This is a genomic window from Lysobacter sp., from assembly GCF_035655815.1.
In the GTDB taxonomy this organism is placed as follows: domain Bacteria; phylum Pseudomonadota; class Gammaproteobacteria; order Xanthomonadales; family Xanthomonadaceae; genus Lysobacter_J.
The window spans coordinates 45,831-71,084 of sequence record NZ_DASRTS010000029.1; the positions used below are offsets into that span (position 1 = coordinate 45,831).

Annotated in this window: 29 protein-coding genes; 21 read left to right on the forward strand and 8 right to left on the reverse strand. The window is 68.4% G+C overall.

What is annotated here, in order from left to right; translation table 11 throughout:
- Positions 1-48: 48 nt before the first annotated feature.
- The 3 genes from VFE83_RS07820 to motB all read left to right on the forward strand — a co-directional run bounded on the left by VFE83_RS07820 (position 49) and on the right by motB (position 2,409).
- A complete protein-coding gene (locus VFE83_RS07820; protein ID WP_324904778.1) occupies positions 49-456 on the forward strand; it encodes a hypothetical protein in 408 nt (135 codons plus the stop codon).
- Positions 457-583: 127 nt separating this feature from the next.
- Positions 584-1,438, forward strand: coding sequence for a flagellar motor stator protein MotA (gene motA, locus VFE83_RS07825; RefSeq protein ID WP_324904780.1), 855 nt, complete (start codon positions 584-586; stop codon positions 1,436-1,438).
- On the forward strand, positions 1,438-2,409 hold the full coding sequence (motB, locus tag VFE83_RS07830) for a flagellar motor protein MotB (RefSeq protein ID WP_324904782.1): 972 nt from the start codon (positions 1,438-1,440) through the stop codon (positions 2,407-2,409). The genes motA and motB overlap by 1 nt, the downstream gene beginning before the upstream one ends.
- Positions 2,410-2,415: 6 nt before the next feature.
- On the opposite strand, the gene VFE83_RS07835 is transcribed toward motB, so the two are convergent.
- A complete protein-coding gene (locus VFE83_RS07835; RefSeq protein ID WP_324904784.1) occupies positions 2,416-3,150 on the reverse strand; it encodes a hypothetical protein in 735 nt (244 codons plus the stop codon).
- Positions 3,151-3,346: 196 nt separating this feature from the next.
- Here VFE83_RS07835 and VFE83_RS07840 point away from each other — a divergent pair, with 196 nt between their 5' ends.
- From VFE83_RS07840 to VFE83_RS07915, 16 genes are all read left to right on the forward strand, one after another.
- The gene (locus VFE83_RS07840; RefSeq protein ID WP_324904786.1) at positions 3,347-3,556 is read left to right on the forward strand and encodes a dodecin; all 210 of its coding nucleotides are present in this window, start codon (positions 3,347-3,349) and stop codon (positions 3,554-3,556) included.
- Positions 3,553-3,945: a nuclear transport factor 2 family protein gene (locus VFE83_RS07845; RefSeq protein ID WP_324904788.1), complete on the forward strand. Its 393-nt coding sequence runs from the start codon at positions 3,553-3,555 to the stop codon at positions 3,943-3,945. Before VFE83_RS07840 ends, VFE83_RS07845 begins: the two co-directional genes overlap by 4 nt.
- 162 nt (positions 3,946-4,107) lie before the next feature.
- A complete protein-coding gene (locus VFE83_RS07850) occupies positions 4,108-5,058 on the forward strand; it encodes a CorA family divalent cation transporter (RefSeq protein WP_324904790.1) in 951 nt (316 codons plus the stop codon).
- Positions 5,059-5,089: 31 nt separating this feature from the next.
- Positions 5,090-6,877 (forward strand): SLC13 family permease, encoded by a 1,788-nt coding sequence (locus tag VFE83_RS07855; RefSeq protein ID WP_324904792.1) that lies wholly within the window; start codon positions 5,090-5,092, stop codon positions 6,875-6,877.
- A gap of 74 nt (positions 6,878-6,951) precedes the next feature.
- Positions 6,952-7,923: a cation diffusion facilitator family transporter gene (locus VFE83_RS07860; protein WP_324904793.1), complete on the forward strand. Its 972-nt coding sequence runs from the start codon at positions 6,952-6,954 to the stop codon at positions 7,921-7,923.
- A 66-nt stretch (positions 7,924-7,989) separates the two neighbouring features.
- Positions 7,990-8,373, forward strand: a complete 384-nt coding sequence (locus VFE83_RS07865; RefSeq protein ID WP_324904795.1) for a VOC family protein — start codon at positions 7,990-7,992, stop codon at positions 8,371-8,373.
- A 13-nt stretch (positions 8,374-8,386) separates the two neighbouring features.
- Entirely contained in the window at positions 8,387-9,385 is a 999-nt protein-coding gene (locus VFE83_RS07870; RefSeq protein ID WP_324904797.1) for a ligase-associated DNA damage response exonuclease, read from the forward strand.
- The gene (locus VFE83_RS07875; RefSeq protein WP_324904799.1) at positions 9,382-10,971 is read left to right on the forward strand and encodes an ATP-dependent DNA ligase; all 1,590 of its coding nucleotides are present in this window, start codon (positions 9,382-9,384) and stop codon (positions 10,969-10,971) included. Before VFE83_RS07870 ends, VFE83_RS07875 begins: the two co-directional genes overlap by 4 nt.
- A gap of 118 nt (positions 10,972-11,089) precedes the next feature.
- Positions 11,090-11,305 carry a hypothetical protein gene (locus VFE83_RS07880; RefSeq protein WP_324904801.1) on the forward strand — a complete coding sequence of 72 codons (216 nt, stop codon included), beginning with the start codon at positions 11,090-11,092 and terminating at the stop codon, positions 11,303-11,305.
- Between the two features lie 42 nt (positions 11,306-11,347).
- Complete coding sequence (locus VFE83_RS07885; RefSeq protein ID WP_324904803.1) at positions 11,348-11,893, forward strand: DUF4166 domain-containing protein; 546 nt, start codon at positions 11,348-11,350, stop codon at positions 11,891-11,893.
- Positions 11,894-12,006: 113 nt separating this feature from the next.
- Positions 12,007-12,495, forward strand: coding sequence for a lipocalin family protein (locus tag VFE83_RS07890; RefSeq protein WP_324904805.1), 489 nt, complete (start codon positions 12,007-12,009; stop codon positions 12,493-12,495).
- Between the two features lie 60 nt (positions 12,496-12,555).
- Complete coding sequence (locus VFE83_RS07895; RefSeq protein WP_324904806.1) at positions 12,556-12,969, forward strand: hypothetical protein; 414 nt, start codon at positions 12,556-12,558, stop codon at positions 12,967-12,969.
- A 156-nt stretch (positions 12,970-13,125) separates the two neighbouring features.
- Entirely contained in the window at positions 13,126-14,031 is a 906-nt protein-coding gene (gnd, locus tag VFE83_RS07900; RefSeq protein WP_324904808.1) for a phosphogluconate dehydrogenase (NAD(+)-dependent, decarboxylating), read from the forward strand.
- An 89-nt stretch (positions 14,032-14,120) separates the two neighbouring features.
- On the forward strand, positions 14,121-14,558 hold the full coding sequence (locus tag VFE83_RS07905; protein ID WP_324904810.1) for a hypothetical protein: 438 nt from the start codon (positions 14,121-14,123) through the stop codon (positions 14,556-14,558).
- A gap of 291 nt (positions 14,559-14,849) precedes the next feature.
- Complete coding sequence (locus tag VFE83_RS07910) at positions 14,850-15,359, forward strand: DUF1993 domain-containing protein (protein ID WP_324904812.1); 510 nt, start codon at positions 14,850-14,852, stop codon at positions 15,357-15,359.
- Between the two features lie 66 nt (positions 15,360-15,425).
- A complete protein-coding gene (locus VFE83_RS07915) occupies positions 15,426-16,193 on the forward strand; it encodes an N-acetylmuramoyl-L-alanine amidase (RefSeq protein ID WP_324904814.1) in 768 nt (255 codons plus the stop codon).
- Between the two features lie 18 nt (positions 16,194-16,211).
- Here the strand turns inward: VFE83_RS07915 and VFE83_RS07920 are convergent, their stop codons facing one another.
- A complete protein-coding gene (locus VFE83_RS07920) occupies positions 16,212-17,504 on the reverse strand; it encodes an APC family permease (protein ID WP_414674706.1) in 1,293 nt (430 codons plus the stop codon).
- Positions 17,505-17,673: 169 nt separating this feature from the next.
- Positions 17,674-18,207, reverse strand: coding sequence for an outer membrane beta-barrel protein (locus tag VFE83_RS07925; protein ID WP_324904816.1), 534 nt, complete (start codon positions 18,205-18,207; stop codon positions 17,674-17,676).
- 353 nt (positions 18,208-18,560) lie between these two features.
- Here VFE83_RS07925 and VFE83_RS07930 point away from each other — a divergent pair, with 353 nt between their 5' ends.
- Both VFE83_RS07930 and fnr read left to right on the forward strand, forming a co-directional pair.
- Positions 18,561-18,848: a hypothetical protein gene (locus VFE83_RS07930; protein ID WP_324904818.1), complete on the forward strand. Its 288-nt coding sequence runs from the start codon at positions 18,561-18,563 to the stop codon at positions 18,846-18,848.
- A 263-nt stretch (positions 18,849-19,111) separates the two neighbouring features.
- Positions 19,112-19,876 carry a fumarate/nitrate reduction transcriptional regulator Fnr gene (fnr, locus tag VFE83_RS07935; RefSeq protein WP_324904820.1) on the forward strand — a complete coding sequence of 255 codons (765 nt, stop codon included), beginning with the start codon at positions 19,112-19,114 and terminating at the stop codon, positions 19,874-19,876.
- Positions 19,877-19,891: 15 nt separating this feature from the next.
- Here fnr and VFE83_RS07940 read toward each other — a convergent pair whose 3' ends face one another.
- From VFE83_RS07940 to VFE83_RS07960, 5 genes are read right to left on the reverse strand one after another with little or no spacing between them, the layout of a single operon-like run.
- Entirely contained in the window at positions 19,892-20,611 is a 720-nt protein-coding gene (locus VFE83_RS07940; protein WP_324904822.1) for a sulfite exporter TauE/SafE family protein, read from the reverse strand.
- Positions 20,601-20,795 carry a cbb3-type cytochrome oxidase assembly protein CcoS gene (gene ccoS / locus VFE83_RS07945; protein ID WP_324904824.1) on the reverse strand — a complete coding sequence of 65 codons (195 nt, stop codon included), beginning with the start codon at positions 20,793-20,795 and terminating at the stop codon, positions 20,601-20,603. Before ccoS ends, VFE83_RS07940 begins: the two co-directional genes overlap by 11 nt.
- On the reverse strand, positions 20,792-23,194 hold the full coding sequence (locus VFE83_RS07950; RefSeq protein WP_324904826.1) for a heavy metal translocating P-type ATPase: 2,403 nt from the start codon (positions 23,192-23,194) through the stop codon (positions 20,792-20,794). The genes ccoS and VFE83_RS07950 overlap by 4 nt, the downstream gene beginning before the upstream one ends.
- Before the next feature lie 2 nt (positions 23,195-23,196).
- Positions 23,197-23,700: a FixH family protein gene (locus VFE83_RS07955; RefSeq protein WP_324904828.1), complete on the reverse strand. Its 504-nt coding sequence runs from the start codon at positions 23,698-23,700 to the stop codon at positions 23,197-23,199.
- Positions 23,700-25,253 (reverse strand): 4Fe-4S dicluster domain-containing protein, encoded by a 1,554-nt coding sequence (locus VFE83_RS07960; RefSeq protein ID WP_324904830.1) that lies wholly within the window; start codon positions 25,251-25,253, stop codon positions 23,700-23,702. The genes VFE83_RS07955 and VFE83_RS07960 overlap by 1 nt, the downstream gene beginning before the upstream one ends.
- Position 25,254 lies beyond the last annotated feature (1 nt).

Below are 25,254 nucleotides of genomic sequence, written 5' to 3' on the forward strand. Positions count from 1 at the left end.
TGGGTGCCGAAAACGTGATGGAGGTTGGCAGGTGAGGGGAGGATTGGCATGGATCAGCTGATGCTCGGGGTCTTCCTGGTGGTGATCGTCGTCGGCATCGTCGCGCAGCGTCGCAGCCGGCAGCGGCTGGAACAGGCCTTGCAGGCGAGCTTCCGCGCGCTCGAGTTCGACACCCCGCACGGCACCGTCAGCGGCGCGCAGCTGCGCGTGGTGAAGATCTGCCGCTCGCCCATGCTGGCGGACGATGGCGTCGAGGACGAACCGGCCGACGCGTTCTGGTACTGCGTGAGCGAGGACCGCTCGTATTTCCTCGCCATCGCGATGATCCATCCGGGCGCGCAGGGCGTCGTGGTGAACTGGGCCGTGCGTCCGCTTACCGAAGAGCGCATGCGCGGTGCGCTGGTGGGCGACAGCAAGGCCAGCGCACTGGCCTTCGGCGACGCGATCGAGGGTTGAGTCGCGCTGCGCAGCGTCGCGGCATGGCGTCTTCACGCGCGGTGTGAACGCCATCGCATCGCTGCCATTGCCACCTCAATGTTGACCCTCGCACGCCGTTAACCCGGATGCAATTCGGGGCCTCTTCATGTTCATCATCATCGGTTTCATCGTCGTGCTCGGCAGCGTGCTGGGCGGTTTCGTGCTGTCGCACGGCAAGCTGGGCGCGCTGTGGCAGCCCTATGAGCTGCTCATCATCGGCGGCGCCGCCGTGGGCGCGTTCCTAGCGGCCAATCCGAAGAAGGTGGTGATGGCGGTCGCCTCGGGCATTCCGCGCCTGCTCAAGGGCTCGCACTACAAGAAGAGCGATTACGTCGACATCCTCGCCATGCTCTACGACGTGCTGCAGAAGGCGCGTCGCGAGGGGCTGATGGGCATCGAGCGCGACGTCGACGATCCGGCGTCCAGCGAGCTGTTCTCGCGCTATCCCAAGCTGATGGCCGACAAGCGACTGCTGGAGTTCACCACCGACTGCCTGCGCCTGATGGTCAGCGGCAACTTCGCGCCGCACGAGCTGGAACAGGTGCTCGACATCGAGCTGGAAACGCACAGCAAGGAAGCCGCCGAACCCGCGCACGCGCTGCAGGTGCTCGCCGACTCGCTGCCGGGCTTCGGCATCGTCGCGGCGGTGCTGGGCATCGTCATCACCATGGCCTCGATCGGCGGTGAGGCGGCGGAAATCGGCCACCACGTCGCCGCGGCGCTGGTCGGCACCTTCCTGGGCATCCTGCTGGGCTACGGTTTCATCGGCCCGCTGGCCTCAGCCATGCACCACCATGCGCAGGAAGAAGCCAAGGCATTCGAAGTGATCAAGATGGCGCTGGTGTCCAGCGTGCGCGGCTATGCGCCGAGCGTGGCGGTGGAGTTCGCCCGCAAGCTGCTGTTCTCCGACATGCGCCCGGCGTTCGCCGACCTGGACGCGCACCTGCGGAGCAAGCGCTGATGGCCGCCGACGGCGACCGTCCGGTCATCATCCTGCGACCGATCCGCCGTGTCGCGGGCGGGCATCATGGTGGCGCGTGGAAGGTCGCGTATGCGGACTTCGTCACCGCGATGATGGCGTTCTTCCTGGTGATGTGGCTGGTCGGCATCACCGACAAGCAGCAGCGTGCCGCGATCTCCGAGTACTTCAAGAACCCCAGCGCAGTGGTGGGCCAGTCGCTCAAGCCAGCGCCGGGCGCGAACGGACCCGGTGGCGCCGCGGATCGGTTGATCCCCACCACCAGCGCCGTCGCGGTGGCGGGCGGGCATGGCGCCGAGTTCGGCGCGCGCGAGCCGATGCGGATCTCGAAGGAGGCCGCCAAGGCGGCCGCGCAGGCGGAGGAGAAGCGCCGGCTTGACGCGCTCAAGCGCGCGCTGGAGGAAGCCATGGAGCGCAGCCAGGCGCTGGCGCCATTCAAGGATCAGCTGCTGATCGACCTCACCCGCGAAGGCCTGCGCATCCAGATCGTCGACCGCCAGAACCGGCCGATGTTCGACCTGGCCAGTGCGCGCCTGAAGGACTATGCGCACGCGATCCTGGGCGAGCTGGGCGGGCTGCTCAACGACGGCCACCATCGCGTCGCGCTGAGCGGGCACACCGACGAGATCCCGTACCACTCCGCCGGCGGCTACGGTAACTGGGAACTGTCGGCCGAACGCGCCAACGCGGCGCGGCGCGCACTGGTCGAGGGCGGGCTCGCGGAGGAACAGATCTCGCGCGTGGTGGGACTGGCCGCGTCGGTGCCCTTCGACAAGCAGGATCCGCGCGCGGCGATCAACCGCCGCATCAGCATCGTGGTGCTCAATGCGGAAAACGAGGAGACGCCGGTCGACACCCTGCCGAGCCCGCGCGCGCCGGCACCCGGTTCGCCGCCGGTGGAACCGGTGCGCATCGCCGGGGCCGCGAACGCGGACGAGCCGGCGCAGGGCTGACGCGCCTTACTCCCGGCAGCGGCAGAAGTCGGCCGTCGCCGCGGCGCAGTCCGGCGGGACCATCCATTCCTCTCGATAGGCGTCGCCGCTTGGCGAAAGCCGCATCACCGCGCCGCGCGCGCCGATGTACCAGCGGCCCTGGCGGTGCACGACGGAATTCGGATACACGCTGCCCCAGCGCGCGTTGACGTGCATGCGCGTGGCGGTGAACGAACGCAGGTCCACGCGCATCACGCCGTGCGTGGTCACCAGCGTCCACACCTCCGATTCGGCCAGCGCCGCGGTGGGCGCCTCGTCGATGTCGAGCACCTTGTCGATCTGCCAGCGCGTCGGCGCGAGCCGGTGCATGCGGTACACCTCGCCGTACTCGTCGCCTAGGTGGGACAGGCCTGAGGCGATGTACACATCGCCCTGGTACTGGGTGAACGCGACCGGGTTGGTCTGCAGCAACTGCAGCCGCTCCCTGCCCGAATCGGACACCCAGTCCACCGAACCGCCGAACTCGCCCTTGTCGATGCCGACCAGCCGGCCACCGCCGGGCAGGCGCAGCGAGAACTCCGGACGCCGTGCGGGCGGCGCGGCAAACAGAAGGCCACCGCGCGCGTCGGTCTGCACGCGCCATTCGTTGCGGGCGTGGTTGGCGCATCGCCACTGCGCGTCATTGCCCGGCGGCGCGGTCGTCTTCCACGCGCTGGACGGCGCCACCGACGATGCCAGGGCCGCCGTGAAGGCGACCGCCATTCCGATCCCGGTCCACATTGCGTGCCCCCGGCACGTTTCCCCTTCGCGCAGATTACCCGTGTGCGCATCGCGCGGAACAGCCGCTCGATGACCGAGTGCGCGGCGGCGACGGACGGCATCACGGAGCGCTTATGCGCGGGGTTTACCATCGACCGCCTGCGCAGGGCCGCACGACTTCCACCGCCGGAGCACGACCATGAGCGAGCACGTCTACAAGTCCGTCGAACTCACCGGGTCTTCGAAGACCAGCACCGACGATGCGGTCCGCCGCGCCATCGAGCGCGCGTCCACGACGGTCCGCAACATCAAGTGGTTCCAGGTGCAGGACGTGCGCGGGCACGTCGAGGACGGACAGGTGGCGCACTGGCAGGTGACGGTCAAGGTCGGCTTCACGCTCGAGGAATGAACGAGGCGATGCAGGACGAAAGGGAAGCTTTGGTCGCGCGCTACGTCGCGGCCTACAACGCGTTCGACGTCGAAACGATGCTGTCGCTGCTCACGCCCGACGTGCGCTTCGAGAATCATGCGAACGGCCAGCTCACCGCATCGGCCGACGGCGTGGACGCGTTCCGTGCACTGGCCGAAGCGGCGGCCGTGCTGTTCGCCGACCGTGAGCAGCGCGTCACCTCGCTGCGTGTGGACGGCGATGGCGCCGTGGCCCGGATCGACTATCGCGGCACGCTGGCTGCCGACGTGCCGGGCGGGCCCGGCGCCGGCTCGGTGCTGGAGCTTGCCGGACGCACGGAGTTCGGCTTCCGCGATGGCCGCATCTGCCGCATCGTCGACCGCAGCTGAGACGCCCCGCCTTCACCCGTCCATGCAGGCGCCTGTGAAAACGTCCCGTCGTCGGACGGGACGGGGACGTCCGTGGACACCAGGCAGCGAGAAGGCATGCAAGCGAGCAGCACAGCAGCGGACAGGCAGCCCGGCCGGGGCGGATCGGCATGCGCACACATCGTGCTCTACCGCAGTGACGGGTCCGATCAAGATCTGGCCATCGACGAAATCCGTCCACCCGATGACAAGAACGACCTGTTGTGGGTGGACATAGACTGCGAGGCGCCCGAGCTGGTCGAGCGCGTCGCGGAGAAGCTGGGCATTCCCGAGGAAGCATTGCCGCATCTCACCCAGTTCGGCCAGGCGCCGTTGCTGCGCAGCTACGGCGATTACCTGGTGATCCAGGCGGTGGTTGCACACCACGCTGGAGAACTGCGCTTCGACGGCGTGGTGCTGACGGTCGCGGCAGGTCCGGAGTTCGTGCTGACGCTGCACCATCGGCCCATCGAATTCATTCCCGCGATCCGCAAGCGCGAGCATGGCGACACACGCCTGGGCATGCTCAACGAGGCCAGCTTCGTGGTGTCGCTGCTGGACTGGCAGCTGGGCAGTTATTTCGCCGCGGTGTCCGACTTCGAGCGCGAGGTCGAGCGCTTGGAACAAGATGTGCTGCGCAACCGCTACGACCAGAGCACCAACGAGCTCAGCCGCATGCGCAAGGGTGCCTCGCGCCTGCGCCGCATGCTCGCACCGCACCGGCGCCTGTACGCCAGCCTGGCCCGGCCCGACTTCCACCCGGACCACGACGACCAGGTCACGCGCCAGTTCCAGCAGCTCAACGAGAACTTCGAACGCGCGATGGACGTCGTGGAAAATGCCCGCGAGCTGGTCATCGGCAGTTTCGAGCTGTTCTCCAACCAGATCGCGCTGCGCACCAACCGCTCGATGCAGCTGCTGACCTTCGCCACGGTGGTCATCGGTTGCCAGACCGTGATCGCCGGCGTGCTGGGCATGAATTTCGACGCACCGTTCTTCAATACCGCGGCGCTGGGCTTCTGGATCGCGATCGGTGGCATGCTGGCGGTCACCGTGATCGCCGCCATCGTGGGCAAGTACAAGAAATGGTTCTGAACATCCAATCGACGTCGCCGTGGAGTGACGCATGCCGGTGACGCTGGAACAGGCGCTGTTCCTGGTCATCCTCGCCGCCGCGCTGGCCCTGTTCATCAGCGAGAAACTGCGCGTGGACCTGGTGGCCATGCTGACCGCGCTCGCGCTCACGCTGACGGGCCTGCTGGAGCCTCGGGAGGCGCTGTCGGGTTTCTCCAGCGAGCCGGCGATCATCGTGGCCAGCGTGTTCGTGCTGTCGGCGGGCCTGTCGTCCACCGGCATCACCGAGCGCATCGGTGCGGCCATCGGGCGCGCGGCGGGGCGCAACGAGTGGCGGGCCATCGCGGTGCTGATGCCGGCCACCGCGATGATGGCTGCGTTCTCGCATCACCTCATGGTCACGGCGATGATGCTGCCGGTGGTGCTGCGCATCGCGCGCGACAGCGGCATTGCGGCCTCGCGACTGCTGATGCCGATGTCGCTGGCCGCATCGCTGGGCACCACGCTCACGCTGATCAGTGCGCCCGCCTTCCTACTGGCCAGCAACCAGTTGCGCCAGCATGGGCAGCCGCCGATGGACCTGTTCACCTTCACGCCGATCGGCGCGGCGCTGGTGTTGATCGGATCGCTGTTCATGCTGCTCGGCAAGGGCCTGCTGCCGCGCCGGCAGGGCGAAAGCGCCGACGATTACCTCAAGCTGGACCGCTACTACACCGAACTGCTGGTGGACGACGACTCGTCGTGGATCGGCCGTTCGCTGGGCGAATTCCGCAAGCACTTCAAGGGACGGCTGGAGACCGTGGACTGGCTGCGCCATGGCGAGCGCCTGGCCAACCAGCCGGAGGACTGCGAACTGCAGGGCGGCGACGTACTGCTGGTGCGCGCCACGCCGGAGCAGATCGCCGCGCTGCGCGACGACGAGCCCGGCCTGTCGCTGCACGCCGTGGCCAAGTACGGCGACGGCGACGGCGAGAAGACACCGGGGCACGAGACGCTGGTGCAGGCCGTGGTGGCGCCGCGTTCGGAGTTCATCGGCCGCACCGTGGCTGCCATCGACTTCGTGCGCAGTTTCGACGTGGTGGTGGTGGGCCTGTGGCGGCGCGACGGCTGGCTGCACGGCGAGCTGTCGGAACTGGTGCTGCGCGAAGGCGACCTGATGGTGCTCTCGGGTCATCCCGACGCCTTCGCCACGCTCGGCGGCAATCGCAACTTCCTGCTGCTGATCCCGTTCCAGGCCGAGGCGCGTACGCCGCGACGCGCGCCGGTGGCGCTGGCGATCCTGTTGGCGACCATCGCCGCGGCCGCCAGCGAGATCGTTGCGCCGCAGGTCGCGTTCCTCACCGGCGCGGCGCTGATGGTGCTGGCCGGCTGCACCACGCTGGCGCGCGCGTATCGCGAGATCGACGTGCGCATCTACGTGATGATCGCCGGCGTGATTCCGCTGGGCATGGCGATGGACCGCACCGGCACCGCGGACCTGCTGGCCGGACTGCTGGCCGACCACGCACAGGGGCTTCCGCAACTGACGTTGTTGCTGCTGCTGTTCGCCGCGGCCGCGTTGCTCACGCAGATCCTGTCGGACGCGGCGACCACCGTGCTGCTGGTGCCCATCGCGCTGTCGCTGGCCGACAGCCTGGGATTGCCGCCCCTGCCGCTGGTGATCTGCATCGCGATGGGTGCGGTGGCTTCGTTCCTCACGCCCATCGGCCATCACGGCAACCTGCTGATCCTCAACCCCGGGCAATACCGATTCGCCGACTTCCTTCGCGTCGGCATCCCGTTGACCACGCTGATCGCGCTGACGGTGGCCTGGCTGGCGCAATGGCTTTGGATGCGTTGACCACGCCATCTGCACGAAGGATTTACCCGTCGCCAAGGACCATCGCCGGATCGACGCAACACCGGGAGTGAGGGATGGCCGCATCCGGCCGCAAGGTCGTGGTCGCAGCGCTGCTGGGCAACGGGGCGGTGGCCGTCACCAAGTTCGCCGCCGCCGCCATCACCGGCAGCTCGGCGATGCTCAGCGAGGGCGTGCATTCGCTGGTCGACACCAGCAACCAGGTGCTGATGCTGCACGGCATCCGCCGGGCATCCCGTCCGCCGGATGCGGCGCATCCGTTCGGCTATGGCCGCGAGCTGTACTTCTGGGCGTTCATCGTCGCGCTGATGGTGTTCGCGGTGGGCGCCGGCATCTCGTTCTACGAAGGCATCGCACACCTGCGCCATCCGCGGCACATCGAGAACCCGCTGGTCAACTACATCGTGCTGGGGGCCTCGCTGGTGTTCGAGGGCATCACGTGGTGGGTGGCGTTCAAGGCGTTCCGCGCGGCCAAGGGCGAGCGCGGCTGGTTCCAGGCCTTCCGCGACAGCAAGGACGCGAGCACGTTCACCGTGCTGTTCGAGGACACCGCCGCCATGCTGGGCCTGCTGATCGCGCTGGCGGGCATCATCGCCGCGCAGGTCACCGGCGATCCGCGCTACGACGGCTACGCATCGCTCGGCATCGGTGCGGTACTGGCCATCACGGCCGCGCTGCTGGCGCGCGAGACCAAGGGACTGCTGATGGGCGAGGCCGCGCAGCGCCAGGTGGTGGACGACATCCTGCGCATCGCCGGCGACGACCCGGACGTGCGCTGCGCCAACGGCGTGCTGACGCAGCAGATGGGGCCGGAGAGCATCATCGCCGCGCTCAGCGCCGACTTCCATGATGTGCTGACCACGCCCCAGATCGAGGCCTGCGTGATGCGCATCGAGCGCGCGGTGCAGCGCAAGCATCCCGATGTCACTGCGCTGTTCGTCAAGCCGCAGACGGCGGAAACCTGGGCACAGCGCCGCCTGCGCTGGGATCCGGACCGCGTCACGCCGGACAACATCAGCATCACGTGAGCGTTCACCGCTCTGTGATTGCGTCGTGGCTAGGCTCCACGCAACACCGAAGCGGATGGAGCGGCCATGCATCGCAGCCGTCTTGCCCAGATCGTCATCGACTGCGGTGGCGTCGATCTCGACGATGCGGCCGCGTTCTGGGCCGCGGCGCTGGGGCATTCCAGCCGGCGGTTGAAGGATCCGGCCGACGCGCACTATCGCCAACTGCAGACCGAGGAAGGGCAGCCGTGCATCCTGCTGCAGTCGGTCGATCACCCCAGTCGCGTGCACCTGGACCTGGAAGCCACCGACGTGGAAGCGGAAGTGCGTCGCCTGGAAGCACTCGGCGCGCGGCGCATCGCGCAGGTGCGCACCTGGTGGGTGATGGAAGCGCCCAGCGGGCACCGCTTCTGCGTGCTGCGCCAGCAACGACCCGGCCTGCCCGAACACGGGCACCTGTGGGGCGGGTGATCCGGCGGCGCACATGAGTTCGCCCGGCGACCTGGTGGTGCTGCGACCCGAAGGCCTGTACTGCCCGGCGGGGGACTTCCACATCGATCCGTGGCTGCCGGTGCCGCGCGCCGTCATCACCCACGGGCACGGCGACCACGCGCGCGAGGGCATGGGCGAATACCACTGCGCATCGTCTTCGCTGCCGATCCTGGAATGGCGCCTGGGCCCGCAACGCCACATCGCGCACGGGTACGGCGCACCGTTCGGCCTGGGCGATGCGCGCGTATCGCTGCATCCGGCCGGGCACGTGCTCGGCTCCGCACAGGTGCGCATCGAAGCCGATGGCCGCGTGTGGGTGGTGTCCGGCGACTACAAGCGCCAGCACGATCCCACCTGCGAGGCGTTCGAGCCGCTGGCCTGCGACGTGTTCATTACCGAAACCACGTTCGCGCTGCCGGTGTACCGCTGGCCGGAACCGGCCGACGTGGCACGCGAGATCGCGCAGTGGCGCCAGCACTGCGGCGAGCGCGGCGAAGCGGCGGTGTTGTTCTGCTATGCGCTGGGCAAGGCGCAACGCGTGCTGGCCGAACTGAATCGCCTCGGCGAACCTCCGGCGTGGCTCCACGGCGCGATGGCCGGACCGGTGGAGGTCTACCGCAACGCGGGCGTGGCGATGCTCGACACGCAGCTGGTGTCCGATGCGCCGCCGCGCTTCGACTTCGCCGGGCAACTGGTGCTGGCGCCGCCCTCGGCCGCGGGCAGTCCGTGGCTGCGGCGGTTCCGGCGCGCGCAGCGTGGTTTCGCATCGGGATGGATGCGCATCCGCGGCAATCGCCGAAGACGCAATTTCGACCGCGGGTTCGTGCTCTCCGATCACGCGGACTGGCCCGGCCTGTTGAGGACCATCGAAGAAACCGGCGCGCGCCGCATCATCGCCACGCACGGCAACAGCGACGCGCTGGTGGGTGTGCTGCGCGAGCGCGGCTTCGAGGCGGAGGCGTTCCCGACCGTCGCTGGCGCCACGCCATGAAGCGTTTCGCCGAGCTGTTCCGCGAGCTGGACCGCAGCACGGCCACGCTGGACAAGCGCGCGGCGCTGGCCGCGTACTTCCGCGATGCGCCGGCGGCGGATGCCGCGTGGGGGCTGTGGCTGCTGTCGGGTGGAAAGCTGTCGCGCATCGCCAACACGCGCGAACTGCGCGACTGGATCGCCGTCGAGAGCGGACTGCCGGAATGGCTGGTGGACGAGAGCCAGGCCCATGTCGGCGACCTCGCGGAAACGCTCGCGCTGCTGCTGGACGATCCGCCCGACGATGCGCCCGAACGCGCATTGAGCGAGTGGATCGAGCGCCACCTGCTGCCCGTCGCCAACCGCACGCCGGAAGAACGCCACGCAGCCGTCGTCGAGGGCTGGCGCACGCTGCCGGGCGAGCAGCGCCTGCTGTTCAACAAGCTGCTGACCGGCGCCTTGCGCGTGGGCGTTTCGCAGCGGCTGGTGCAGCAGGCGCTGGCCGATCTGTCGGGGCTGGGCATCGCATTGATCGCGCAGCGCATGCTGGGTGCGTGGACGCCGTCGCCGCAGTTCCTGCGCGATCTGCTGTCGCCACTGCCGCTCGCCAGCGACCGGCAGCAGCCATATCCGTTCTTCCTGGCCTCGCCGCTGGAAGCCGAACCCGCTTCGCTGGGTCAGGTGGACGACTGGATGCTGGAGTGGAAGTGGGACGGCATCCGCCTGCAGCTGATCCGCCGCGATGGCGAGATCGCGCTGTGGTCGCGCGGCGAGGAACGGCTGGATGGACGCTTTCCCGAGATCGAAGCCGCTGCCGCGCATCTTCCGCACGATGCGGTGATCGACGGTGAACTGCTGGGCTGGCGCGAAGGCGACCTGCCGTTGCCCTTCACCGCGCTGCAGACGCGCATCCAGCGCCGCAAGCCGGGTGCGAAGGTCCTCGCCGCCACGCCCGCGCGCGTGCTCGCCTACGACCTGCTGGAGCTGCACGGCGAAGACCTGCGAGAACTCCCCCTGCACGAACGCCGCGCACGGCTCGAACAGTTGCTGGCGTCGTCCGCGCAGACGGCGATCATCGCCTCGCCGCTGGTCGTGGCCGAAAGCTGGGACGCCGCTGCGGTGCTGCGCAGCCAGGCGCGGGAGCGTGGCGTGGAGGGCCTGATGCTCAAGCGCCGCGATTCGCCGTATCGCACCGGTCGGCGTCGCGGCGACTGGTGGAAGTGGAAGATCGATCCGCTCACCATCGACGCCGTGCTGCTCTACGCGCAGCCGGGCTCGGGACGGCGCAGCACGCTGCACACCGACTACACCTTCGGCCTGTGGGACGGCGACACGCTGGTGCCCGTGGCGAAGGCGTACTCGGGGCTGGACGACCAGGAAATCCTCGCGCTGGACCGCTGGATCCGCGCCAACACGCGCGAGCGTTTCGGCCCGGTGCGCGTGCTGCCGGCGCAACACGTGTTCGAACTCGGCTTCGAGGCGGTCAACCGCAGTACGCGGCACAAGTCGGGGATCGCGGTGCGCTTTCCGCGCATCCTGCGCTGGCGGCACGACAAGCCCGCGAGCGAGGCCGACCGCCTGGAAACGCTGCGTGCGCTGGCCCGTTGAAGGCACCGCACGAGCCTTGAACCTGGTTCAAGCGTGTCTTGCCAAACCCTCGCTTCTTTGCCGCCAGATTGCGCAATATGGTGTGACTCCCGTTCGCTGAAGGCACAGGGAGTACGCCATGAACCTCTACACCGGACTGCTGTTCCAGCAAGGCTACATACAGGATCCGCAGCTTGCGGTATCGCTGGCGCAGGAGTCGCCCGAACCCGTTCGTTCGAACGAACCCGAACGCGGCCCCGAGCCAGCCCCCCGCCAAGCGCGGCGCCGCGCATGGTTCCGCAGCCACGCGGTGTCGTACGTCTGCTGCACGACGGCGCTGTCGCCGTTCCGCTGATCGCTTCTGCCACACTGTGGACGGTCCCAGGGGAACGCCCGCATGCATGCCACCGAGCGCTGGTTCGGCGAAGGTTTCCAGTACCTGCATCCGCGCTTGCGTGAGCTGCATCGCCACGGTGGCGTGCTCGAAGGGCCGGTGACGGTGGAGTTCGGCAACGGTCTGGCCGGTCGCGTTGGACGGCGCCTGGCGCGGCGCATGGGCCTGCCGACGTCGGCAGGCACCACGTCGCTGCGCGTGGACATCCACAGCGACCAGCGCGCACTGCACTGGTCGCGCACCTTCGGCGACGCGCACGCGATGCACTCGCGCTTCGAGCCCGTCGGTGCATGGCCGCACGGCTACTGGGTGGAAGACACCGGACCGGTGCGGCTCGCACTCGACGTCGCGGTGGAAGACGGTAGCTGGCGATGGCGCCCGCGCGCAGCATGGTTGCACCGTGTGCGCGTGCCGCTGGCGTGCATGCCGCGGGTCGACGCGGGCAAGCGCATCGATGCCAACGGTGCGTACGCCTTCAGCGTGGAAGTGAGCCTGCCATGGCTGGGCATGGCGTTGCGCTATGCGGGCGCCCTGCGCCACGCACCCTGAGCGCTCACGCGACCACGACGCCGTGATCGCCACGCTCAGCGCAGGCAACGAACGGAGGCGGCGATGCGGCGCTTGGCAACGGGATTGGTGCTGCTGGCCTGCGCGCTGCCCGCATGGCGCAGGGTTCGCGCAATGCGCCCGTGCCGGTGCTGGATCTTCAGCGCTACAGCGGCCGGTGGCACGAGATCGCGCACCTGCCGATGTTCTGGCAGCGCCAGTGCGTGGGCGACATCACCGCGACGTATACGCCGCGCCCGGACGGCACGATCGGCGTGCGCAACGCGTGCCGCACGGAAGACGGCAAGACCGACGTGTCCGAAGGTGTGGCGCGCCGCGTGCCGGACGAACCCGGCGCGCTGCAGGTGCGCTTCGCACCCGAGTGGCTCTCCTGGCTGCCGTGGGTGTGGGCGGACTACTGGGTGATCGAGGTGGACCCCGAATACCGCTGGGCCGTGGTCGGTGGCCCGGACCGCGACCATTTGTGGATCCTCTCGCGCACGCCGGAGATGAACCGGGCGTTGTTCCAGCGGCTGAAGGCCAACGCGGCGGCGAAGGGCTACACGCTGCGCGACCTCAAAGTGATGGCGCCGCTGCGGCCGTGATCGCGCAGCCCGCCGTCAGCGCCTAGAATGCCCGCCCCGACGAACGCAGGTGAAGCCGCCATGTCCCGCAATTCCAAGGCCCGGCGTGACCTGCGCAAGAAGAAGCAGCCGACCGGGCCGATCCGCCGCCTGGGTGCCTCCCTGCAGCCGCATGCGCAACTGCTCGACCAGGACGATGCCTCCGTCGGTGGCGTCGGCTGGCGCGACAACGAGTGGCTGCTGGTGCTGGGCGGTCGCGTCGTGGCGCGCAGCGAAAGTGCGGCGATGGCGCTGGCGATGCTGCGCCACGTGATGGCCGTGCAGTCGCAGGCCGACCGCACGCTGCGGCTGGAAGCCTCGCCTGCGTTGCTGCACGCCGCCGGTCGCGAGGCCGCCGCGCTGGGCCACACGCTCGAGGAGTACCTCGCCGAACTCGAGCGCGAACGTCGCGAGCGCGAACCGCAGGCCGCGGAAGCGCCTCCGGTCACGCACTGACGACACTGCCCTGCCGGAGTCGTCCGGTTCCGTCGCAATCACCTGAGCCCTCGTCGCGGTTTAACGCGTTCTTCGCACGTACATGCGTGAAGTGCACGCGCGCATGCGCCATGCTGTCGGCTTCGCGACCGCGCGTCGCCACATCACGGAGTCGACATGGAGCTGGGCATGATCGGGTTGGGCCGCATGGGCGCGAACATGGCGCAGCGGCTGGTGCAGGGCGGCCACCGCGTGGTGGGCTTCGACCCGGGCGTGCAGGCACGCGAACAGGCGGCGCAGGGCGGCATCGAAGCGGTCGCGTCGTTGCAGGAGCTGATCGAGCGCCTGCCTACGCCGCGCGTGCTGTGGATGATGGTGCCGGCCGGCGAAGTAGTGGATCGCACCATCTCCGAACTGCTGCCGCACCTGCATGCGGGCGATGCGCTGATCGACGGCGGCAACTCGTTCTACAAGGACACTGTGCGTCGCGGCGCGATGCTGTACGGGCACGGCATCGGCTATGTCGACAGCGGCACCAGCGGCGGTGTGTGGGGCCTGGCCGAAGGCTACAGCCTGATGGTCGGCGGCGAGCCGACGGTGGTGGAACGCCTGCGCCCGATCTTCGCAACATTGGCGCCCGCGCCGGACCGCGGCTGGGGCCACGTCGGTCCGGTCGGCGCGGGCCACTTCACCAAGATGGTCCACAACGGCATCGAGTACGGAATGATGCAGGCCTATGCCGAAGGCTTCGCGATCATGCAGCGCAAGGACGAGTTCGCCTTGGACGTCGCGCAGATCGCGCAGATCTGGCGGCACGGCAGCGTGGTGCGTTCGTGGCTGCTCGACCTCAGCGCCAACGCGCTGCAGCGCAATCCCACGCTGGAGGGCATCGCGCCGTACGTTGCCGATTCGGGTGAAGGACGCTGGACCGTGGCGGAAGCCATCGAGCTGGACGTGTCCGCGCCGGTGATCACGCTGTCGCTGCTGGAGCGGCTGCGCTCGCGCGAGGACGATTCCTTCGCCGACAAGCTGTTGGCGGCCATGCGCGGCGAGTTCGGCGGCCACGCGATCCGCAAGGCCTGAGCGCATGCCGCCGGTCGGCGGAGCGCGTGCCGCAGCGCGGCATCGGCGTAGGCTGGCGCGGGCACTCCCGCCCGGACGGAGAGAGCGAGATGACTACCGCCGTCGTATCGTCGCGTCCCGCCAGCTACTGGATCGTCGCCGTGCTGGCACTGCTGTGGAACCTGCTGGGCGTGGCGATGTTCTGCATGCAGATCGCCGTTACGCCCGAGCAGATCGCCGCCATGCCGCCGGAGCAGCGGCAGATCCTTCAGGCCACGCCGCCGTGGCTGCAGATCGCCTATGCCGTCGCCGTGTTCGGTGGCGTGCTCGGTGCCATCGGTCTGTTGATGAAGCGGCGCTGGGCGATCACGTTCTTCCTGCTGTCGCTGCTGGGCCTGATCGTGCAGATCGCCGGGACTTTCGCCGTGACACCCGCTTGGCAGGTGCTTGGGCCGGCCGGCCTCGCGATGCCGGCGCTGCTGCTGGTGATCGCGCTGTTCCTGCTGTCGTACTCGCGACGCGCGGCCGCGCGCGGCTGGCTGGGTTGACGGACCCGCTGCGCGAAGCCGGATTGCGATTCGCGTTTGACATGGCGTGCCGGCGGAAGGTTGGCACGCCTTTCCTCACTGCGCTCGAAGCGGAGTCGGCTCGCACCGCTCGCCTCCACTGACCAACACGGCAGAAGCACAGCCACGCCCACGCACGAACGCGCGCGTGGCTTCGCAAGAGCGCGGCCCGCTGCATTGGCCCGCGGATGGGACGCCGATTCCCTCGCGCCCCGGCTAATCGGATCGCCGCGTCGCCGTTACGCTGGTCGCACCTTTCGGCCGGACAGCACCATGACACTCTCGACTCACCGCATCATCGTCCCCACCGTGCAGCGCGCGCTGCGCAACCTGCGTCATGTGCTGCAGGTGGGCGAACACCACGCGCGCGAGGCCGGCACGTCGCCGGAGAACCTGCTGCAGGCGCGGTTGATCGAGGACATGCTGCCGCTGGTGCGCAACGTGCAGATCGCCACCGATACGGCGAAAAACGGACTGGCGCGGCTGGCGGCGGTGGAGGCGTTGAAGTTCGAGGACGACGAGACCACGTTCGCGCAGCTGTACGCGCGCATCGATCGCGCCATCGAGTACATCGGCAGCTTCACGCAGGAGCAGCTGCAGGGAAGCGAAACGCGCACGGTCACGCTGGCCACGCGCTCCTGGGGCGACCTCCGGTTCGACGGTCCGGATTACCTCAGCGACTTCATGCTTCCCAACTTCTTCTTCCACTGCACCACCTGCTACGCGATCCTGCGCAAGGAAGGCGTGCCGCTGGGCAAGAAGGATTTCCTGTTCGCGCAATGACGTGAACGCAGGCGACCCTGCGGTTGTGGAAGAATCGGCCATTCCGACCGTGAATACCATGACCGCATGGATCGCCGACTGCCGTATCGCCTCGCTGCCATCGCCTGCCTCACGTTGCTCGCCGGTTGCGCCACGACACGGCCGGAGCGCAACCCGCTGGCGGAGTGGCATCCATCGCTTAATCACAATCCGCGCAGCGCGCAGATCATCGTGCTGCACCAGACCGAGATGGAAAGCGCGCAGGCCGCGTTGCTGACGCTGCAGACGCGCAATTCCACCGGACGCGTCAGTGCGCATTACCTGATCGGAGACGATGGCCGGCTGTACCAGCTGGTCGACGAGCGCGAGCGTGCCTGGCACGCCGGCGCCTCGCGCTGGAGCGGAATCGCCGACCTCAACTCCGCGTCCATCGGCATCGAGCTGGACAACGACGGCACCGAGCCATTCAGCGCGGCGCAGATCGCGACGCTGCTGAAGCTGCTCGACGACATCACCGCGCGCCTCGACATTCCGCGCCACCTGGTCATCGGCCACGGCGACATCGCACCGACCCGCAAGAGCGATCCGAGTGCGCTGTTTCCCTGGCAACGCCTGGCCGAGGCCGGCTATGGCCTGTGGCCGCGTACGACGCTCACGCCACCGCCCGCCGGCTTCGATCCCTGGGCGGCGATGCGCCTGGTCGGCTACGACCTGCGCGACCGCGAGGCCGCGCTGCGCGCGTTCCATCGTCACTACCGCGGGCACGAACTCGACGGTTGGCAGCCCGGTGATGCGGAGATTCTGTACGACTTGCAGCAGCAACTGATGGAGATGGGCGCGCCGGCAGGCTCGTGACCGGCATCGACGCATCCTTTACTTGCGCCTGAAGCGATGGATCAGGGCGCCGAGTACCAGCGCAACGCCCGCCGCCGCCAGGTTCGCCGCGCTTGCGCTGGCCAGCAATCCCAGGCTCAGCACGATCGCGGCAATCGGAATCGCGGGCCCACCGGGCAGCCGCAGCGCATCCTCCCGATCGCCATGCCGATGGCGAAGCACCAGCACCGACGCGGCGGTGCCGACGTAGGTGCAAAGCCGCGACACCACCGACAGCAGCGCCAGCTGCACGAACGTGCCGGACAATGCCAGCGCCAGCGAGATCGCGCCGATGACGACGATGGCGACCACCGGCGTGCGCAGCCGCGGATGGATCCTCGCCAGCGCGCGCGGCCCGAAGCCGTCTTCCGCCAGCGCGAGCAGATAACGCGGCGCCATCATCACCGTGTTGCTGCTGGTACCGAGGATGGAGATGGCCGCGCCGACGGTCATCAGAAGCGCGAGCGTCTCGCCGCTGAAGCGTGCGGCCGCTTCGGCCAGCGGCGTGGCGGACTGCGCCAGTCCGGGCAACGTGCCCAGTGCCACCCATTGCACGCTCACGTAGATCAGCGTGACGGTCGCGATCATCGTCAGCAGCGCGAAGGGCACGTCGCGGCGCGGGTTGCGGTACTCGCCCGCGGCGGCGGGGAGATTCTCGAACCCTGCATACGCAAACAGCAGCAGCAATGCCGCTTCGCCCAGCGTACGCATCGACATCGGCGCACCGGCCGGCGAGGCCAGTGAGGCGTCGACGTGGAACGCGCCGATCGCAACGAACAGCGCCAGCGGCAGCAGCTTGCCTACTGCAAGCAATACGCCGGTATGCGCGGCGGCGCGTACGCCGACGATGTTGATCGCACAGAGCAGCCCGAGCGATCCGGCGACGATCGCGATGCGCGGCCAGCCTGCATCGGCTGCCGGCCAGAAGTGCGTGACCGCCTCGGCCAGGCCGTTCGCCAGTGCAGCGGCCGTCGCAACGCGCGTGAGCAGCAGCATCCAGCCGACCTCGAACCCCGCCAGCGAGCCGAACGCCTCGCGTGCATACAGATAGCCGGCGCCCGGCGTGTCGAAATAACTGGCGGCCTGCGCATAGCACAGCACCAGCAGACTCACGGCCAGTCCGGCCAGCAGCACGGCCCATAGGCTCGCCGGTCCGAGCAGCGCCGCGGCGGCCGCGGGCAGCAGGTATACGCCACTGCCAATGACGTCGTTGATGGAGAGGCCGACGATCTGCCAGCGGCTCACGGCGCGCAGCGTGGTCGGTGACGGGGACTGCAACGGGCGAGTATCCAGACGATGCTCCGCACGCGGGCTTCGGCCGAGATTGCCCGAACCGGCGTCGCAACACCACGACGCAGTTCCGGTTCCGGGTCGCTAGGCCACAGCCTCCGTCAGCCGCAAAAGGAAAAGCCGCCGGACATTGGCCGGCGGCTTTCCAGGGTGCGGCGAGACGGTGCTGCGATCAGAAGTCGTAGCGGACCTGCAGTTGCGCCAGGTCCAGATCGGTGTCCTCGACTTCGAAGCGGCTGTACTCGCCACGCAGCGCGAGGTGATCGGTGAAGCGATACTGCAGGCCGACGCCGTAGGTGGGATCCGTGCCGCTGTCGTCGTCGTTGCCGACGATGGACGGAATCGCGGTATCCAGATCCCAGCGCTGGAAGCCGGCCTTCGCGTACGCGGAGAAGTTGTCGGTGAAAGGCACGGTGCCGACGGCCGTCAGGTATACCGAGCTGGCTTCGAGTTCGTCGCCGTTGCCGCGCGGTTCCAGCTTGCCGAAGTCGGCATAGCCCGCTTCCAGGCCGAAGTAGCGGTTGAACTGATAGCCACCGAACACGGAGAACGCGGTGTCTTCGTCATCGTAGTCACGCTCGTCGACGTAGGACTGGCCCACGCCCGCACCGGCGTAGAAGCCCTTGTCCGCGGCCTGTGCTCCAAACGCGGAGGCGCCGGCCAGCACGGCGAGAAGGGCGGTGGACAGCATCTTGTTCTTGCTCATTGTGCTTTGACTCCTGCATCGGACGCCGCGGTCATCGGGGGAGGGGCGGACGTCCGTGCGACGGGCCCTGGCGGACTGCCTGGACAGCCATCGCTGCACGGGAGAAGTGGGCGCGCCATCGGCGGAACAAAGCCCGGAAGTCGGGGATGCTCTATCCCGTGTGTGGAACGGGCAGGGTGTCTAATCCGTCTACTTTTCCGAATCTGGTGGGAGCGTATCCGTCATCCGTTGAAGGGCATCCGCCCACCTAGCATCGCAATCCATGCGTCCATGGGCACATCGACAGGGGCGCACGGGCGACCTTCGCATCCCCGCGGCAGGTCGCGAATTGACCATCACGAGAGAAGGGAATCATGCAAAAGCGCTTTCATGCCGCCGCGTTGGCGGCCTTGTTCTTCACCAGCGCCGCGATGGCACAACAGCCTGTGCAGGACGCGCAACCGGCCGATTCAGCCGTTGCCGCCACCGCACCGGCGAAGAGCGCCGAAGATCGTCTGGTCTGCCGTCGCATCAGGCCGATCGGCAGCAACCGCGCCGAGCGCATCTGCAAGACCGCCAGTCAATGGCGACAGGAGCAGGACGCCGCCGTGCGCGAGGGCAACATGGCGAACGATCCGATGCAGCGCAGCCGCGGTCAGTAGTTCGACACGTCAAGCAGAAAGATTCTCAACGCAGGTTAAGCCCGCGTGGAGACGCGGTCCGCGGCGTAGTTGAGGTTCAGAACTTCCCCCGCACAGTGGGTGCGCGACGTTGACCGCACGGTCGCGTCGTTCAGGCCCCGCGAGAGGGTTGTTTCGGGTGTGTGGCGCGAAGGGCGGCTCCGGCCGCCCTTCGCTTTTTTCGTCGCGGCGGGAAGGCCCTGCATCGTCGCGAGCGGCAGGGTCGCGTGCGACAATATCCACAGATGAACGCCACCGCCCCCATCGATCTCGCCCGGCTGCGGCGCAGCTGTGCGCAATGTTCCCTCCAGCAACTCTGCCTGCCCGCTGGCATTACCGCACCGGAGCTGGAACGCCTTGACGAGATCGTCCGCCGTCGCCGTCCCATCGGTCGCGGAGAGCGCCTGTTCCGCATCGGCGATCTGCTGTCGGCGGTGTATGTGGCGCGCGACGGCGCGTTCAAGACCGTCAGCATCAGCGAGGACGGCGAGGAACAAGTGGTCGGCTTCCACCTGCCCGGCGAGCTGATCGGCCTGGATGCGCTGGGCGAAGGGTCGCACCGCTGCGAGGCGATCGCCCTGTCCGATGCCAACGTGTGCGACGTGCCGTTCGACCAGCTCACCGTGGTGGCCGCGCAATTGCCCAGCCTGCAACACCAGCTGCTTCGCGTGATTGGTCACAGCGTCAACCGCGATCACGACCATATGGAAATGCTGGTGCGCAAGCAGGCCAACGAGCGCATCGCGCTGTTCCTGCACGGTCTGGGCGAGCGTTTCCGCCAGATCGGGCAGTCGCCCGTGTCGTTCAAACTGCCGATGAGCCGCGAGGACATCGCGCGCTATCTGGGGCTGGCGCTCGAGACCGTCAGCCGCGGCTTCACCCGCCTGCAGGAGGACGGCGTGATCGACGTGCATGGGCGTCGCGTCGAAGTCCTTGATCTGGAAGAACTCAATCGCCTGGCGCACGGCAACGACACCGAAGTCGTCGCGCCCCGCCAGCGTCGTCGCTAAGCGCGCGCTGCTGGCTCACGCCGCCGGCGTGACGCAACCCAGTGCGCTCAGCACTCCATGCAGCGCAGGAACCTGCAGCAGCCAAGGGGCGGCCAGCGTAACCACGCCGGCTGCCATCACCAGCGCAGCACCGGCATTGCGCCAGCGTGTCTGCAACCAACGACCCAGTCGCGCGCCGCTCCAGGTCAGCGGCAGCATGACCGGCAACGTGCCCAGTCCGAATGCGGCCATCGTCAGTGCGCCGTTGAGCGCGCTCGCCTGCAGCCAGGCGGCGGCCAGCAGGGTGGTGCTCAGGCCGCATGGCAGCCATCCCCACAGCACCGCCAGGCCCAATCGCTTGGCGCGTGTGTCGGCGGGCAGCAGGCGCTGCTGCAGCGGCCGCAGGAACTGCCACATCCGATTGCCCGGCTTTCCAAGGAATCCAAGCCGACCTTGCCGGTCCAGCAGGCGCAGCGCCACGACTACGAGCACCAGGCCCACCAGCATGCGCAGTGCGGTGGCCAGGCCCTCGACGCGCGCCGCGCCGACGATGCCGTGTCCGATTCCACCGGCAATGGCGCCGGCGATCACGTAGCCGCCGATGCGACCGAGGTTTGCCTCGATCGCGGGCGCAACGGAGCCACGCGCGCTCACCGAGAATCCGGTCGCGATGCCGCCGCACATCGCGGCGCAGTGCACCCCGCCGAGCAGCCCGGCCATCGCGGCCGCGCCCAGCGTCAGCCAGTCAATCGGCATGGCGTCCGGAGTTCGGCGAGTCTGCTGACGGCAAGACTACTGGAAGCGGATCGTCGCGCAGGATATCGATGGCCGGAGTGTCCAGGTCGTCGAACTGGCCGCGACGCACGGCCCAAACGAAGGCCCAGATGGCGATTCCGAGCAGCGCCAGGCTGATCGGGACGAGCAGCAAAAGGATGTTCATGGTGTCCCCGGAGGCGCTCGCCGGCTCAGGCGCAGCGCATTGAGCGTGACCAGCAGCGACGACGCGGCCATGCCCACCGCGGCGATCCACGGGGTCACGTGTCCGGTTGCCGCCAGTGGAATCGCCAGCAGGTTGTAGCCCAGCGCCCACGCCAGGTTCTGGCGCACGATGCGCTGCGTGCGCCGGGCCAGCGCGATCGCCTGCGGCACGCGCATCAGGGACGGGCTGGTGATCACGAAGTCGGCCGCGCGCTGCGCCAGCGCCGCACCTTCCGCCATCGCTAGCGACACGTCCGCGCCGGCGAGGACGGGCGCGTCGTTCAAGCCATCGCCGACCATCGCAACGACTTCACCATCCTGCTGATGGCGGCGAACCAGCGCGAGCTTCTGCTCGGGCGTCTGCCGCGCATGCGTGCGGCTGATGCCGACCTGTCTGGCGAAATGCTCCACGGCGATCGGTGCATCGCCGCTACACAGTTCGACCTCCAGCCCCTGCGCGCGCAGTTCGGCCACGGCCTCGCGGGCGCCGTCGCGCACGGATTCGCGGACCGCGAAACGCGCCGCCAGCGCTCCCTGGTGCGCAAGCCACAGCGCCCCGTCGTCTTCCTGGCGGCTCGACGCGAAGCCGGCGCGACCGAGGCGCCAGGCCTGACCACCGATCGCGCCTTCGATGCCTTGGCCGGGAACGCTGGAGACGTTATGCGCGACATGAGGTGTATCAACATGGGCAAAGGCCTGCGCCAGCGGATGGTTGCTTTCACGCTCCAGTGCGGCGGCGATGGCCAGCGCGGAGTCCCGATCGAAACCGCCGAATGTTTCCACCGCATCGAGCTGCGGCGTGCCATTGCTGAGCGTCCCGGTCTTGTCCAGGACGATCCGGTCGACGCGTGCCAGGAACGCCAGCGCGTCTCCGCGCAACCCCAGCACGCCCATCCGGGCGAGAGCGCCGTGGGCCGTGGTCAGCGCGGTCGGAATCGCCAGCGACAGCGCACAGGGACAGCTCACCACCAGCAGCGCAAGGGTGACCTCGATGGCGCGTTCGGGCGCATGCAGGTGCCACCACCCGAACGTCACCGCTGCGCATATCACCAGCCCTGCAACGAAGGCGCCGGAGATCCGGTCGGCGATGCGCGCGAGAGCAGGACGCGCGGACTGTGCCTGCTCGACCAGCCGCGTCAGCTGCGACAGGCGCGTATCCGCGCCGGTACGCGTGATGCGCACTCGTGCGGGCTGCTCGCGACAGAGGCTGCCAGCCAGTGCGGTGTCGCCGGCTTCGCGACGCACCGGGCTGGACTCGCCGGTGATCAGAGCCTCATCGAACGCCGAACCGTGCCCGACGAGCACGCCATCGGCCGGCACTGCCTCGCCCGCGGCCACGCGCACCATGTCGCCGACCTCCAGTTCGGCCACCGGCACCTGTTCAGGCGTGCCATCCGCGTGTTCGCGGGTCGCAAGCGCGGGCCTTGCACGCGCCAGCGCGTCCACCTGTGCGCTCGCGATGCCGCGCGCGCGCTGCTCGAGCATGCGCGCCACCAGCAACAGCAGCACGAACATCACCGCCGCGTCGTACCAGACGTGCATGCCACCGCGCAGCATTTCGGCCACGCTGGCGAAGTAGGCGAGCAGGGTGGAACTGGCGATCAGCGTATCCATGCCCAGCCGGCGCCCACGCAGTTCGCGTGTCATGCCCTCCAGGAATGGCCAGCCGGAGTAGAACACCACTGGAGTCGACACCAGGAAGGTGATCCACCGGAAGAAATCGCGCGTGGCCACAGGCATCTGCTGCGCGGTGTCCAGATACAGCGCTTCGGCGAACATCATGGCCTGGATGGCACCGAGCCCGGCTACGCCCAGGCGCAGCAACCAGCGTTGGCGCTCGCGTCGCTGCGCCTGCTCGCGAGCCTCACCGGTGGCGAGCCATGGGCGATAGCCGAGTGAAGCCAGGCGTGCCATCAGCGTGGACAGTCGGACCCGCTGCGGATCCCACGAAATCACGATGCGGCCGGTGACCGCGTTGGCGCCTGCGTCGAGCACGCCGGCGTGGCTGCGCAGCGCGCGATCGATCAGCCACGCGCAGGCGGCACAACGCATCGCATCGGTAAGGACGGTGATCTCGCGGCCGCCTGGAACCATGCGGGCATGCTCGGACAGGACGACGTCGCGATCCCATGCGGCGAAGTCGGCCGCGTCGCGATGGACGCGGCCGGCAGCGACGGTGCGCAGTTGGTAGTAATCGTCCAGCGCCGCCTCGTGGATCCAGTTGGCGGCCGCGGCGCAACCGCTGCAGCAGTACAGCTCCCCGTTGGCCCGCAATCCGTCCGACGCGATCGCCTCGCCGCAGTGATGGCAGTTCTCGCGCGAAGCGGCATGAGCGACGGGCTGGGACGCGGCAAGATCCATGGCTAGGGCCGTTCGAGCGATGGCCCAAGGTGCGCGGCGCGCTGGCCGCCATGCAGGCGTCCCTTCAACCGCCACGCCTTCTCGGCCGGGCCTAGCTGCAGCAGCCAGTCGTGGTCGAGCGGCAGTTCGACGGGCGCGCGCCAGCCCAGCTCAGTGGGCTTGAGCTCAAGCGAGCGGTCGAGCGTGGCCTCTGACGGATGCGAAAGGCGCAACGTGAGCGGTTCGTCGCGACGCACCTGGCCATCGGCAAATCCGCGACCGACCGGCAGTAGCTCGACCATGTTCGACTCCACGCGCAGCACGGCAGAGAGCTTCATTGCCGCTGCGCGTTCGTCCGATCCGAGCTCGCTGACCTGGATCTGCGCGGTGCGCTGCACCGTGTCGATCACGGCGTCGTTGCCGCCACTGCGCACGGCGATCACCACCAGCGCCACGCCGGCGACCACGGACGCGATCGGCAGCGCGATGACCAGCCAGGCTGCGGGATTTCGTCTGAAGCCGTGCATCACATCGGTCCGAAGAAGGTGGAAGGGACGTCGGTTTGCGCCTTGCCGTCCAGGCGCTCGACGCGGAAGGTCACCTCGCGCTTGCCCTTCACGCCGTCCGGAGACGACAGCACCAGCGGCAGGTTGATCACTTGCTCGGCCGAGGCGTTCACGACCTGCGCACCGCCGACCAGCGAAACATCGGAACCTCCGTCGACGCTTACCCGGAAGCGCTGCGGCTCCACGTCCTTGTTTACCAGCTTGAGCGTATAGCTGTTCTCCACGCGCCCATCCCCGGTTTCGCGGTACAGCGCGTTGCGGTCGCGCAGGATCTCCGCGATCAGAGGGCTGCGATGGCCCACGCCCCAGGCCCAGGCAATGCACAGTGCCAGCAGCAGGGCGCCGTATACGAACACGCGCGGACGCAGGACGCGGGTATCGCGGCCGTCGATCGCGTTCTGCGTGGAGTAGCGTACGAGACCGCGCGGGTAGCCCATCTTGTCCATCACCTGATCGCAGGCGTCGATGCAGGCGCCACAGGCGATGCACTCGTACTGCAGGCCATTGCGGATGTCGATGCCCGTCGGGCAGACCTGCACGCAGATCGTGCAGTCGATGCAGTCGCCCAGTTCTTCCGGCGCGAACTTGGGTAGCGGCTCGGCCTTGAGGCCCGCATCGGTGACCGCCGTGGTGCCGGCCGCCTGCGCGGCGGTGGCGTTGGCATGATGCGCCGCACGGAAAACGTAGTTGTACGCGGTCTCGACGTCGAGCAGGCCGCGAGCGCGCTCCAGCACACTCTGCAGGCCTCGCTTGCGCGGCCCGCGCGGCTCGCCTCGCATAGGTTCGTACGCGATGATGAGTGTATTGCGGTCGAACATCGCGCTCTGGAAGCGCGCATACGGACACATGTACTTACACACCTGCTCGCGCAGGAAGCCGGCATTGCCCCAGGTCGCCAGGGCGTAGAAGAACACCCAAAAGGTCTCCCAGCCGCCCCAGCCGGGCTCGCGGCCGAAGAACGGGACCCGCGCGACCAGGTCCGTCACCGGCGTGAAAAAGCCGACGAACGTGAGTCCGGTCCACAGCGCGAAGACCAGCCAGAGCGTGTGCTTGGCGCCCTTGCGCAGGATCTTCTCGCGCGTCCAAGGCGCCGCGTCGAGTTTCATGCGTGCGTTGCGATCGCCTTCTGTCCAGCGTTCCATCCAAAGGAACACCTCGGTCCAGACGGTCTGTGGACAGGCGTAGCCGCACCACAGGCGCCCGGCCAGCGCCGTGAAGAAGAACAGGCTCAGGCCCGCGATGATCAGCAGCATCGCCAGGAACACGAAGTCCTGCGGCCAGAAGTTGAGCCCGAAGACGTAGAACTTGCGCGCCGGCAGGTCGAAGAGCACCGCCTGGCGTCCGTCCCAGCGCAGCCAGGGGAACAGGTAAAACATGCCAAGCAGTACGAACACGGAAAGCTTGCGCAGCGTCTGGAAGGTCCCCTGCACACCGCGGGGATAGACCTTGCGCTCGCTGACGTACAGCGCGCTGCCACCTTCGTCGAGCAGCTCGATACCGATCTTCTTGCTCATT